We start from the raw sequence: 12702 nt of genomic DNA, 5'->3' as shown, positions 1-12702 counted from the left end.
CGCCGGCCCTAGGGGAGATTATCCATGACATCCGATGCTCAGGGAAATCGACCGCTCAGCGAAGAAGAGCTGCAGGAACTTGTCGCGTCCTCCGACGCAGGCGCCCGCAACCCGGTGGGAAGCGTGGGGCTATTCCTGGCGATTGTCGCAGTCATCTGGTCGGTTTTTCAAGTCATTCTGGCCTCGCCACTGGCCAATCAGCTGCTGCCTGGCAGCGTGATCAATAATTCGCGGCAAATCCATCTGGCGTTTGCCATCTTCCTGGCCTACGCCGCTTATCCTGCATTGAAATCTAGCCCCCGCGGTTATGTTCCGGTCCAGGACTGGATCTTTGCCATCGCGGGCACCGGCATCGCGCTGTATGGCTATATCTTTTATCAGAAAATCGTCGACTCCGGCGGACTTGCCGATGATATAGACAAATGGTTCGCGCTCGCGGGCCTGCTTTTGCTGTTTGAGGCCGCCCGCCGTGCGCTGGGTCCGGCGATGGCAATCATTGCGGCGATTTTCCTGCTCTATGTCTTCTTCGGCTCCTCTGAATGGGTGCCCGAAGTCATCCGGTGGAAGGGCGCGAGCCTAAAAAAAGCGATGAGCCACATGTGGATCACGTCTGAGGGCGTGTTCGGCATTGCTCTGGGTGTCTCCACCAAGTTTGTCTTCCTCTTTGTGCTGTTTGGTGCGCTGCTGGATAAGGCGGGCGCCGGCAACTACTTTATCAAGATGGCGTTTGGCGCGCTCGGCCACCTGCGCGGCGGACCTGCAAAGGCGGCGGTTGTCGGCTCTGCGGCAACCGGTCTGATCTCCGGCTCCTCCATCGCCAACGTGGTCACCACTGGTACCTTCACCATCCCGCTGATGAAGCGTGTGGGCTTTACATCTGAGCAGGCCGGTTCGGTCGAAGTGGCCTCCTCCGTGAATGGGCAGATCATGCCGCCAGTGATGGGGGCTGCGGCCTTCCTGATGGTGGAATACGTCGGCATCTCCTATGTCGAGGTGATCACCCACGCCTTCCTGCCCGCCGCGATTTCCTACATCGCGCTGGTCTACATCGTGCATCTGGAGGCGGTGAAGCGGAACATGCCGACGCTGGGCAACCGCGTGGTGTCCATGGGCCGCACCATTGGCGGCATGGCGCTGTTCTTTGCCGGCTTTGCAGCCCTTTGCTATGGCGTGCAGTATCCAGTGAAGTGGATCGTCGCGGCAATGCCGGGTGCCTCCGGGCTCACGCTGTCAGCACTGGTGGTGGCCGCCTATATCGCACTTCTGTGGCTGGCCGCCGGCGTTGAAGACCTGGTACCGGATGATCCCAACGCCGAAGAGGTCGAGCTGCCGGTGGTGGCAGAGATCTACAAGGCGGGTTTGCATTACCTGCTGCCGATCATCGTGCTGGTCTACTTCCTGATGATCGAGCAGAAGTCGCCCGGCCTGTCCGCCTTCTGGGCCACCGCGCTGCTGTTTGTGATCCTGCTGACCCAGAAACCGCTCAAAGCGATTTTCCGGGGTCAAAGTGATATGGCCAATGCTTTCATGGAAGGTGTCGGAGATCTTTGGAACGGGCTGATTGACGGAGCGCGCAACATGATCGGGATCGCGCTGGCGACGGCGACCGCGGGCGTGATCGTCGGCACCGTGACCCTGACCGGCGTAGGGCAGGTGATGTCTGAGCTGGTTGAGTTCATCTCGGGCGGCAACCTGATCCTGATGCTTGTGATGGTTGGCCTTTTGTCCCTGGTTCTGGGCATGGGGCTGCCGACCACGGCAAATTACATCGTCGTCAGCTCGCTGATGGCCGGTGTCGTGGTCGAGCTGGGCGCTCAGTCCGGCCTGATCGTGCCGCTGATTGCTGTGCATCTGTTTGTGTTTTACTTCGGAATTATGGCCGATGTGACGCCGCCGGTGGGGCTTGCCAGCTTTGCGGCGGCGGCTGTTTCGGGCGGCGATGCAATCCGCACCGGGTTCACCGCCTTCTTCTACAGCCTTCGGACTGTGGCGCTGCCGTTCGTGTTCATCTTCAACACCGATCTTCTGCTGATCGATGTTAACTGGATACAGGGGGTCCTTGTCGCCATATCAGCCACCATCGCCATTTTGGTCTTCACCGCGGGCACCATGGGCTACTTCGTCAGCCGCAACCGGATCTATGAAAGCATCCTGCTGATCTTTGCAGCCTTTGCGCTGTTCCGGCCGGACTTCTTCATGGACCGCGTTATGCCGCCCTTTGCCCAAGTCCCGCCAGCGCAGCTGGTACAGGCACTGGATGAAGCGGAGCCGGGTGCTGAGCTGCGGATCACTGTGGAAGGCCCCGATTTCGATACGTCCGAAATCAAGAGCACTACGATGATCGTGACGGCGGACGGCACCGGCGGCCAGCAGGCGGTGGATGCCTACGGGCTGCTGCTGCTGGAAGAGGACGGCGCTGTGAAACTGGAGGAACCGATGTTCGGCACTCCGGCTGCTCCGAATCTGGAGAGCTTTGACTTCTACGCCGACGAACCAGTGCAGATCGTCGCCATCCAGGCCCCGGCCAGTCAGTTGCCCAAGGAGCTGATCTTCATCCCGGCGCTGCTGCTGGTGGCGCTGATTGCGTTTCTGCAGCGCGGACGTGCAGGTGAACAGGAAGGAGTACCGGCATGAGCAAACCCGTTCTTTGTGCCCTGGAACTGAGCGACCGTGCCTTGGACGAGAAGGTCCTGACTGAGGCCGCCCGGCTGGCGGACCTTGACGGCGCCCAGCTTGATGTCGTCAACGTCCTGCCGAACTTTGGCGAAACCTGGGTGTCCGGCTTTTTCGAAGAGCACCACCACGAGAAGGCCGTAGAGGACGCCACAAAGCGGTTGCAGGAGCTGTGCAGCAAAGTGCTGGGCGAAGAGCGCAATGCCAAGGTGCGCCACCTGGTCGCCACCGGCACGGCCTATCAGGAGATCCTGAAAGTGGCCGAAACCGCCGGCAGCGGGCTGATCGTGATCGGCGCGCATAAGCCGGACTTGAAGGACTACCTGCTCGGGCCTAATGCGGCCCGGGTGATCCGGCACTCGGATTGTTCGGTCTTTGTGGTTCGCTGATCAGTTTAGGGGCGCCTTCGGGCGCCCTTATTCGTAGCCGGTCATCTCCAGGTATCCCTTGCCTGTGTGGCTGCCGGTGACAGAAACCGGCCCCTCCCAATACGAAAACGAAGTGCCCATCCAGCTTTGCGGATTAAGGGCCTGGACTTCCACGGAAACACCTTTCTCCGGCAGGCGCGCGTTCCAGCGCGTCGGGATGCTGCGCCCCTGCACGTCGCTGGATTCCAGCGCCTCGGCCTGAAAGGCCCCCGGTTCCAGCGGCTCAGCCGTCCCATCGGCGGCAATCCAGGTGCCGGAGGTAAAGTCGCCGCTTTCTCCCCGCAGGACAAATCCCATCAGTTTGGCACCACTCTCAAAGCTGAGCGAAAACCAGTCCCAGCCGCTTTGATCCGCAGCCAGCGGTTGGCTGGACCATTCCCTGTCGAGCCAACCATGGCCCGTGACCTCAACCGCACCGTCCGGAAGCGCCACTGTTCCAGTGACCTGGTAATGCGGCTGGGAGTAGTAATAGCTCGCCTGACCACTGGCAGACTTCACGGAGTAGCCATCCTCCCCATGATGCACCAAAGGACCGTCCGCGGTGAGCTGAAGATCATAGGAGAAGGTTTCACCCGAGGCCGTAAGCGTCAGGTTATCAAGAGATTTTCCGGTGGATGACATTTGCCAGTTGTCGATCCAGGCCGCAAATGGCTCCGTTGTTACCCCTGCCTGGCCGATACCGCCGCGGGCAATGCGTTCGGCAAACAGGTGCTGATCCGGCCCGGTCACCGCCGCATGGGCCATCCAGATTTGCGGGCTCTGCCAGCCGATGCCTTCGCCTGGAGCCAGAGCCGAGCGGAACAGCGTCCACTGGATGCCGTAATCCCGGCCATCTGCGCCTTCAAGATTTGCGGTCAAGTACCACCACTCAATTCGAAAATCAGGGTGAGGGCCGTGATCGTCAGGGAAAGTCAGCCGGTGGCCGCGCTGCGGAATGGCAAATCCTTCAGCCTCAGTGCCCAACCCGGCGTAGCCTTGCGGCAGCGCGGGTGAGGCCCAACCAGCGAAAACAAGCGCGAAGACAGTTCTAGCGTTCATTGGCAAACACCTTGAGCAGTTCGGCCGGATCCAGCCGGCTGAGCCGACGCGCGGGCAGGGCGGCGGCTACCACGGCAGCCAGCAGCGCCAGCAGGAACAGCCGCAGCCAGTCAGCCGGGAAAACATGCATGGGCAGCTTCCAGCCAAAAGCTTCGACGTTGATCACCGAAAGCAATGCCCAGGCCAGGATCAGCCCCAGCGGCAGTGACAGCACCGCGGTGATCGCGGCAAGCAGGAGACTGCGCAGAACCTCTGTTGCGGCCAGCTGGCGGCGGCTGAGACCCATCGCCCAGACCGGCGCCAACTGCGGCAGGCGCTGGCTCCACAAGGTCAGCAGGCTGGTCAGCATGGCAAAGGCGGCAACCCCGAGTGTCAGCAGGTTGAGCGCTGCGGTTATGACGAATGTACGGTCGAACACTGCCAGCGACCGCGCCTTGAGACTCGCCTGATCAATTATGTTTTCCCTTGGTATTTCATACTGTTCCCGGACTTTTCTGATGAGCTGTGGAACCTCCGCAGGCGGCAGACGCAGGCCAAATTGCCGGTTCGGAACACCGGGCGTGCGGGCAAGCAGCTGGTCCAGTGCGACAATGGCTTGGCCGTTAGGGTTGCCGTAGTCGGAATAGACCCCGGCGATGGTTAGCTCCCATCCGGGCTCCAGCTTGATCCTCCCGCCAGGTGCCAGGTCATGACGGCGGGCAAGCTGCTCATTGACCAGTACTGCCTCTCCGGCAGCCAGCCGGTCCCAAACTTTCGGCAGCGCCTCCAGCAGCGGCCAGTTCTCCCGGTAGGTCGCATCGTCCACCACGCCATAGATCCGCAGCGGCGCCCCCTTGAAACGAAGATCGTTGCGGCGAATGGGCAGGACAGTGATGCCTTGCTCCTCAAGCCAGCGGGCAAGCTCCGCGCCTTGAGCGTCTGTTGCAGCGGTCACATAGACTTCAGCAGACAGGCGCTGGTCCAGCCAGCCCAAAAAGGTGAGCCTGAAGCTGGAAACCATTGTTCCGACGCCGATATTAGTCGCCAGTGCCAGCAGAAGCGCCATCAGGGCAAGCGACATGCCCGGCAGTTGCGCACGCGTGTCGGCCCAAAGCCATTCCGCATAGGGGCGCCGGGCCAGCCGCGCGCCCAGCCGGAGGCCAACGGCAATCAGCAACGGCAGAACAAGCGCAGCGCCCAGCATCAGGCCACCGAGGAAGAAGAAACCGGCAACAAGTCCTTGGAAGCTCATAAGAGTGGCGAACCCTGCCAAAATGCAGGCAGCGCCTGCGCCGGTAGACAGCAGATGCGACCGGGCGGCCTGCTGTCCGCGGGCGCGGGTTGCTGGTGCCGCCAGAAGCGGCATTCGCCACATATCAAAAAGCGCCTTGGCCCCCGCGAGGAATGTGCCGCCAAGCGCCATGGCGAGCCCGGACAGAACCCAGCCCGGCCGCAAGGACAGGCTGCCGTCGACTGGTGCGCCGTACAGCCCGGCCAGCGTGGCATTGACGTCCGGCAGCAGGGCCGCCGCAATCAGATAGCCGCCTGCAAGTCCCGCTGCGCCCGCGATCAAAGCAACAACCGCCAGTTCCGCGGCAAAAAGTCCGGCCAGCACCTGCATCGGCACACCCAGCCCTCGCAGCGTCCTGATCAAGCCTCGGCGCTGCTCCAGGCTGAGCGTTATGGTGCCCTGAACTATGAACAGACCGACCGCAAAGGACAGTAAGCCGAAGGCAGTCAGGTTGAGGTGAAAACTGTCTGTCAGCCGTGCCGTATCAGACGCTGCGGTTTGGGCGGTAACGCGGGACAGGTTCCGGGCGAGCTCAGTCAGAGGAACCAAGCCCGGAACCTGGTTCGGCAGCACCAGCAGGTAACTCAATGTATCCGGTTGCTTCAGCAGGCGGCTGGCAAGGCTCAGGTCGGCGACCAATATACCGCGCGGCAGCGCGTCCGTCGGGGTGACCGGGTGTTTCTGTTGTGCGGCTGCAAGTTCCGCCGCTGTAACAGGGTGCGCAAAGACCCGGCCCGGCGGAAGCAATGCGTCCAATGGCAGCGCGCCGTCCTGTTCTGCAGCCGTTGCCAGGTCCGCTACCAGCGGATGACTAAGCAGATCAATGCCCATGATATCAAAGCTTTGCCGCCCGAACCTGACAGTTCCCTCCAGCACCGGCGCGAGGCTCCAACCCGCGCGGCGCAGATCAGCATACTGGCGCAGCGCAACGCTGCCGCTGTCTGGCACCAGCCGGTCTGCCCCGGCGGTGCCCAGCTGCTCCGCTGCCCGTGCATAGCTGGCCCGCGCTTCGCCATTGATCGCCTGAACCGCCGACCACAGACCTGTGGCCAGAGCCAGCCCGATTATCAGTGTCGCCAGCTGCAGCGGGTGGCGCCGCCAGTGGGACAGGATCGCTGCCAGCGCGGCGCGGATCATGCGGCCTTGCCGTGCTTGAGGTGCAGCTGTCGGTCCAGCATCTGTGCGATGGCCGCGGAATGAGTGACGAGAAACAGCGCGGCACCGCTTTCCCGGACTAGCTCCAGCATCAGCTCCATTACCGCTGCGCTGGCGGTCTCATCCAAGTTTCCGGTCGGCTCGTCCGCCAGCAGCAGCTTAGGACGCAAGGCAAGAGCACGCCCGATTGCGACACGTTGCTGCTGCCCGCCGGAGAGCTGCTCCGGATAGCGGTTCAGCAGCGCGGACAGGCCGAGGCGATCTGCCAGCTGCTGGCCCCAAATCGCGTCCCAGCGCCCGCCAAGCCGCGCGTGCAACGAGATATTCTGCCGGACGGTGAGTGAAGGGATCAGATTAAACTGCTGAAAAACTAGAGCAACATCTTGCCTGCGAAGCGCCGCGCGCTGGTAATCTCCAAGGCCGGAAAGACGCGTCGCGCCAATCTCGATCTCGCCGCTGTCGAAATGGTCCAGAGCCCCGGCCAAGTGCAGCAGGGTGCTTTTGCCGGAACCGCTGTCACCCGTCAGGGCCAGGCTGGTTCCCGCCGGCAGATCCAGGGAGACACCGCGCAGTACCGCGGTTTCCGCGGTTTGGCCGGGATAAGCCTTGGTCACGTTGCGGATTTTCAGAACCATCCTGTGGCATCCTCCGGCGTTTGGCCGTCCATTGCTGCCAATGCACTCAATACCTCTGGCCCTTGGAAGTCCAGTGCGGCACAAAGGCAGGGCTGCGGCCCAGGGCACTAGCGGTTCCTGATGCAAGTGTTTAGGAACAGAAGCCAATCAGGCCGCCAGGAAAGGCTGAGCAACCAACGGATACGAGGGCCGGAATGACACTGTGGAACCAGTTGCTTTGGGGCTCGATCTATCTGAGCGTCTGCCTGATCCTGGAGATTTTGGTTCTGGTCTGGTGCGCGTCGGTGCTGAACAAGCTGTCGTCCCGGTTTTCCAAACCCTACCGGCGGTGGCAGATCGGCCTGATGCTCGTGGCGGCGATCTTCATCATTCTCGGCGGCCACACAGCGCAGGTTTGGATCTGGTCCTCAGCATTTGTCCTGGTTGGTGCAATCGAGGATTGGAACACCTCGGTTTATTTCTCGCTCGCGACCTATACCACGCTGGGCTATGGCGATGTGGTGCTAGGGCCGGCACTGCGGATCTTTGCTGCCTTTGCTGCCGTAACGGGGCTGTTCGGTTTCGGCATCAGTACCGCCTTTCTGGTCAGTGCCATGGGTCGGCTTTTTTCTCTTAATGGCCAGTCATATGACGGCAGAGATTAGAGCACCGGAGCCAGCAGACGCGCCACCGGGGCCAGCAGCCGGATGCTAAGCTTTTGCTGCTCCAGCGACAGGCTGAGTTCGGTTGCGCGCCTGAAATCGTTGCTCAGCATTTCCGAGACTTCACCGGCAGACTGGTGATCAAAGAACAGCGCCATGGTTTCAAAGTTCAGCCGGAAAGAGCGGTTGTCGAGGTTGGCGGTGCCGACGCCAGAGATCGTATCATCAATGACAAAACACTTCTGATGCATGAAACCGCCCTGATAACGCAATATGCGCACGCCAGCGTCGCGCAACTCGTCAAAATAGGCGAAGGCTGCAAGCCACGGCAGCACGTGGTCAGCGGTTTCCGGCAGCAGGATCCGGACATCAAGCCCGCGCAAGGCCGCGTGTTTCAAGGCAGCAAAGACATCCTGATCGGGAACGAAATAGGGCGAGGCCAGCCACACCTTCTCCTTCGCCGCAGAAATGGCAGAGAAATACAGCATGGAGCCGTTGCCTGTGGTGTCGCCAGGTCCGGTGGAAGCAATCAGGGCTGGACGGTCCTGTGGTGAAGCGGCAGCCTCCCAGTTCAGCAAGTCGAGAACCGGCTCTTGGGTGCGCCAGTGCCAATCCTCGGCAAACGAAAGCTGAAGCTGCTGAACCACGGGACCGGTGAGGCGCACATGCGTGTCACGCCACGGACCAAATGCGGGGTCCAGCCCCATGTATTCGTCGCCTACGTTCAAACCGCCGGTAAAACCGATGCGCCCATCCACGATGACGGTTTTCCGGTGATTGCGGAAATTGATCCGCAGCCGGTGCCACGGCCCCCGCTGCACCGCCGGGTCAATCAGATTAACACCGGCATCCTCGAGCGCGCTTGTGTAAGCGCGCGGCAGCTTGCGGCTGCCGATGCTGTCAGTCATCAGCCAAATGGTCACTCCGCGCTCTGCCGCGGCGACCAGCCGTCTTTGCAGCGCGAGCCCAAGGTCGTCCGCGTGCAGGATGTAATACTGCACAAGGATGTATTCCTGAGCGTTTTCAATCGCTTCAAAGATGGCGTTGAACGTTTCCTGGCCGTCGATCAGCAGTGTCATGCCGTTGCCGCGGCATACATTCATGCCAGCAATCGCTTCGAACGGGCTGGTGTTGACCGGCAGTTCCTGCGCGTCCTCTGAATGGGCGGTGGTGTAGTTCCGGGTGGCAATCACTGCCTGCTCCGCGCGGCGGCGGGCGTTCCAGTAGCTTTTGAACCTGTGATGGCCAAAGATCATGTAAGCGGGCAGGGCGATAACGGGCGCAGCCAGCAGGAACACTACCCAGCCGATCGCCCCCTGCGGGGTGCGGGCCGTCCGGGCCGCGCTCAAAGCGGCCAGTCCGGCCGCCGTCCAAGTTGCGGCAATCGCTCCCGTGCTGAAAATAAACCAGAACATTCTGCAGCCCTGCTTTGGCCCTTTGTTTCTACCTAGTATGCGCACTGTCTGCACACCATAGGCGGTTATGCTACACGCAACGGTAAAACCGCATAAAGGGCCATTGCTACTGGATATTTGCCGGTGTCTGTGGAACCTTGCAACCATGCCGATCCTGCCCCCTCTGAGCCGCTGGCCCGCAGCGTTATTGACCGCCGCCCGCCGGTTCGACCGGAAGAACGGCTGGGTCATGAGCAGCCATATCGCGATGTCGATGATGCTGGCGCTGTTTCCATTTGTTCTGTTCACGGTTGCGCTGGCGGGCACTGTCGCTGAGATGCTGTCGCAAGAGGTGGAAATGGACCTCATGACCGAGCAGGTTTTCAGCGTCTGGCCGGACGCCGTGGCCCGGCCGATCCTGACCGAACTGAAGGCGGTTCTGAGCACCTCAAACACGCAGCTGGTCACCCTGGGCGGGCTGTTCGCGCTCTATTTTGCGTCCAATGGAGTCGATGCGGTGAGGGTGGCCATGGTGCAGGCCTATCATGACACTGATACCAGGCCGTTCTGGCGCGCGCGCGCATTGTGCATCGGGCTGGTGATCATGGGCGGAGTGGGCATCCTCGCGGTGGCATTTTTCGAGGTATTCCTGCCGCTGTATGTTCGCCACATCACCAAGTTGCTCCCCTTTGCCAGCGTGCCGCAAGGCTGGGAACAGGGGCTGAGCGGTATTCTGGCCCTGGCGCTGCCGGTCGGCGCGGTGCTGGCCTTTCACATTCTGCTGCCGGGCCGGGTGCACCGGCTGCGGCGGATCCTGCCGGGCGCGGTACTGACATTGTTGCTGTGGCTGGCCTGCGGCAGCGGCTTTGCAATCTATGTCAGCTCGTTTGCTCAATACTCCGCCACCTACGCTGGCCTCGCCGGGGCGATGGCGGCAATGATCTTTCTCTATCTGAACTCCGTGATTTTGATTTTGGGAGCAGAGTTCAATGGAGCGCTGATCGATATGGCCAACGGGATGGGGCGGATCTGACCGTTGCGGTTTTTCTGCAACTGTTTCCGGCTTCGCAACAATAAGGCGCCTTTGCCACAATTGAGCCCAGTTTGCGGCTTAAAGTCCCTTTAAACCTGCAAGTATGAAGCGCGGCCAGAAGGGGGCACTATGACAAAACTGCAAAACAAACTGCGCCGCATGCGCTTGTTCGAACTGATGCGCCAGCGGGAAATGGCCAGCCATGTCACCCGCAAGCTGCGTGTTTCGCGGCTGACCGATGACGACGGCGAGGAGGCAATCCTGTTGCGCACCCTCGCAAGCCGGTCGCTGACAACTCCGCACAACCGGCCAGTCTGAGGCCGCTCAGCCGCGGAACCCTGTGGCAACCACAAATTTCTCGGAGCTGTCCGAACGGGAGGAGGGCGGCTTCATATTCATCACCTTGGTGAACTTCTGCTTCAGCAGCTTCTGAAGCTCGCCTTCGGCGCCGCCGGCCAGCACCTTGGCAACAAAAGTGCCGCCCTCTTCCAATACGTCAAAGGCGAAATAGGCCGCGGTTTCGCACAGCGAAATGATCCGCAAGTGGTCGGTCTGCTTGTGGCCGGAACTGGCCGCCGCCATGTCCGACATCACCACATCCGCCTTGCCACCCAGCCATTCCTTGACCTTGTCGTCGGCGCCGTCGTCCATGAAGTCGAGCTGATGGAACTCGGCCCCGGCCAGCGGCTCCACTTCCTGTAAGTCGATTCCGATGATGCGGCCCACGGCCTTTCCTGGTTTCTCCCCCAGCGCATTGATGCGCTTCACCGCAACCTGGGCCCAACCGCCCGGCGCGCAGCCCAGGTCGACAACACGGGCACCATTGACGAGGAACCGGAATTTGTCGTCCAGCTCCATGATCTTATAGGCGGCTCGACCGCGATAGCCCTCAGCCTGGGCGCGTTTCACATAAGGGTCGTTCAACTGCCGCTGCAGCCAGCGGGTGGAACTGAGCTTGCGGCCGCGTGCCGACTTTACCTTGACCTTCAGGTCGCGCTGTCCGCGACCGGATGTATTTTTACCTGTCGGTGTCTTAGCCATTTCCGCCACCATTTGCGCCGGAGCCCGGAATTTTACAAAAATTCCGGCCCGGAAAAATCCAATTTTTCCGGCCCCGCCTAGTAGGGGCCGTCCTCCAGAACGCCATCCGCACTCATCTGCGCATAGAGCAGGCCCTCGCGCAGGCCGCGGTCCGCAACCGACAGCCGGTCGGTCGGCCAGCAGCGCAGCAGCGCCTGCAGGATTGCGGATCCGGACATGATCAGCGCTTGCCGGTCCTCGCCGATGCGGGGGTCGCGGCGGCGGCCCTGAGGGCCGAGTTCTAGATAACCCCGGATCACCTTGTCAATCTGATCGCTGGTCATCCGCAATCCGTCGACCTTTGTGCGGTCGTACCGCTTGAGCCCCAGATGCGACGCCGCAACGGTTGTGACCGTTCCGGAGGTCCCGACGATCTGGAAGCCTTCGCGCGCTTGCTCATCCTTGTAGGGGGCAAAGTCGGCCAGGTTCTCCTCGAAGAACCAGCTCATCAGCGCAAAGCGGGCGGCATCATCCTCCACATCGTTGAACTGATCGCGTAAAGTGGCGACTCCCAGCGGCACCGAAATCCAGTCAACGACCTTCGCTGCGGGGAAGGGGCTCTCGGTCGAGTGGAACCCGTTGTGAAGCCGCATGATAGCAGAGGGCCGGTCGCGCCGCGGCACTGAGGAGATGTCGATCCACACCAGTTCGGTCGAGCCGCCGCCGATATCGACCACCAGCAGCTGCTCCGTTTTCGTGGAGACCAGCGGCGCACAGGAAATCACGGCGAGCCGTGCCTCTTCCTCCGGCTGGATGATTTCCAGCGTCAGCCCGGTCTCGCGCTTGACCTGGCGGATAAAGTCGCGGGCGTTCTTCGCCCGGCGGCAGGCCTCAGTCGCGACCAGCCGCATCCGCCGGACTCTGTTGCGCTTGAGTTTTTGCTGACAAATCCGCAGCGCCTGTATGGTGCGCGCCATGGATGACCGCGACAGCCGTCCAGTCCGCTCCAGCCCGGCGCCCAATTGCACCGACTTGGAGAAGCTGTCCACCACATGGATACCGCTGCCCTTGGGCTGGGCGATCAGCATGCGGCAACTATTTGTTCCCAAATCCAAAGCGGCGTAGAGCGCATCAGGATCGGGACGGGCCGGTGCAGGGGTTTCAACCGCCTTGGGAAACGCGCCCGCACCTTTCGAGCGCCTGGGCGCCATGATTCACGCCCTCCGATTATCGTGTTAAGAATGACAATAGGTGCGCAGCCGCGGCGGTGCAAGCTCTGGCCGCCAGAAGCAGAGCAATTTCCGCCGTCTAGCGGGTTCTTCATAATCCACATGAATATTTTGGCGAAAACCGCCTGTGGCATTCGAAAGTGCACAAAGCTAGGGTCGCGGCAGTAAAACGTCGCTCAATCCCAT

General features: G+C 61.4%; 11 protein-coding genes. 5 read left to right on the top strand and 6 right to left on the bottom strand.

The genetic code is table 11. From position 1 onward, the window contains the following. Positions 1 to 24 precede the first annotated feature (24 nt). Together ACXAED_RS18110 and ACXAED_RS18105 are read left to right on the top strand one after the other, a co-directional pair. On the top strand, positions 25 to 2634 hold the full coding sequence (locus ACXAED_RS18110) for a TRAP transporter permease (RefSeq protein ID WP_475052048.1): 2610 nt from the start codon (positions 25 to 27) through the stop codon (positions 2632 to 2634). Further along, positions 2631 to 3062 (top strand): universal stress protein, encoded by a 432-nt coding sequence (locus ACXAED_RS18105; protein ID WP_475052047.1) that lies wholly within the window; start codon positions 2631 to 2633, stop codon positions 3060 to 3062. Before ACXAED_RS18110 ends, ACXAED_RS18105 begins: the two co-directional genes overlap by 4 nt. Positions 3063 to 3089: 27 nt before the next feature. Here the strand turns inward: ACXAED_RS18105 and ACXAED_RS18100 are convergent, their stop codons facing one another. From ACXAED_RS18100 to ACXAED_RS18090, 3 genes are read right to left on the bottom strand one after another with little or no spacing between them, the layout of a single operon-like run. Beyond that, entirely contained in the window at positions 3090 to 4139 is a 1050-nt protein-coding gene (locus tag ACXAED_RS18100; protein WP_475052044.1) for a lipocalin-like domain-containing protein, read from the bottom strand. Next, positions 4129 to 6546, bottom strand: a complete 2418-nt coding sequence (locus ACXAED_RS18095; protein WP_475052042.1) for an FtsX-like permease family protein — start codon at positions 6544 to 6546, stop codon at positions 4129 to 4131. The genes ACXAED_RS18100 and ACXAED_RS18095 overlap by 11 nt, the downstream gene beginning before the upstream one ends. Next, the gene (locus tag ACXAED_RS18090; protein WP_475052040.1) at positions 6543 to 7199 is read right to left on the bottom strand and encodes an ABC transporter ATP-binding protein; all 657 of its coding nucleotides are present in this window, start codon (positions 7197 to 7199) and stop codon (positions 6543 to 6545) included. The genes ACXAED_RS18095 and ACXAED_RS18090 overlap by 4 nt, the downstream gene beginning before the upstream one ends. A 194-nt stretch (positions 7200 to 7393) precedes the next feature. On the opposite strand from ACXAED_RS18090, the gene ACXAED_RS18085 reads away from it, so the two are divergent. Continuing rightward, positions 7394 to 7843, top strand: a complete 450-nt coding sequence (locus ACXAED_RS18085) for an ion channel (RefSeq protein WP_475052038.1) — start codon at positions 7394 to 7396, stop codon at positions 7841 to 7843. Here the strand turns inward: ACXAED_RS18085 and cls are convergent. Then, positions 7840 to 9255 carry a cardiolipin synthase gene (cls, locus tag ACXAED_RS18080; RefSeq protein ID WP_475052037.1) on the bottom strand — a complete coding sequence of 472 codons (1416 nt, stop codon included), beginning with the start codon at positions 9253 to 9255 and terminating at the stop codon, positions 7840 to 7842. The genes ACXAED_RS18085 and cls overlap by 4 nt on opposite strands. Positions 9256 to 9400: 145 nt before the next feature. Between cls and ACXAED_RS18075 the strand changes: the two genes are divergently transcribed. Together ACXAED_RS18075 and ACXAED_RS18070 are read left to right on the top strand one after the other, a co-directional pair. After that, positions 9401 to 10267 (top strand): YihY/virulence factor BrkB family protein, encoded by an 867-nt coding sequence (locus tag ACXAED_RS18075; RefSeq protein ID WP_475052034.1) that lies wholly within the window; start codon positions 9401 to 9403, stop codon positions 10265 to 10267. Positions 10268 to 10396: 129 nt separating this feature from the next. Continuing rightward, positions 10397 to 10585, top strand: coding sequence for a hypothetical protein (locus tag ACXAED_RS18070; RefSeq protein ID WP_475052033.1), 189 nt, complete (start codon positions 10397 to 10399; stop codon positions 10583 to 10585). A gap of 6 nt (positions 10586 to 10591) precedes the next feature. Here the strand turns inward: ACXAED_RS18070 and ACXAED_RS18065 are convergent, their stop codons facing one another. Together ACXAED_RS18065 and ACXAED_RS18060 are read right to left on the bottom strand one after the other, a co-directional pair. Further along, positions 10592 to 11308 (bottom strand): RlmE family RNA methyltransferase, encoded by a 717-nt coding sequence (locus ACXAED_RS18065; RefSeq protein ID WP_027237657.1) that lies wholly within the window; start codon positions 11306 to 11308, stop codon positions 10592 to 10594. A 77-nt stretch (positions 11309 to 11385) separates the two neighbouring features. After that, the gene (locus ACXAED_RS18060) at positions 11386 to 12498 is read right to left on the bottom strand and encodes a Ppx/GppA phosphatase family protein (RefSeq protein ID WP_475052031.1); all 1113 of its coding nucleotides are present in this window, start codon (positions 12496 to 12498) and stop codon (positions 11386 to 11388) included. Between the last annotated feature and the right edge of the window lie 204 nt (positions 12499 to 12702).

The sequence above is a fragment of the Leisingera sp. ABM4_103 genome (assembly GCF_056158685.1).
Note: the sequence above shows the minus strand (reverse complement) of the source record. Positions and strands in the feature narration are given on the sequence as shown.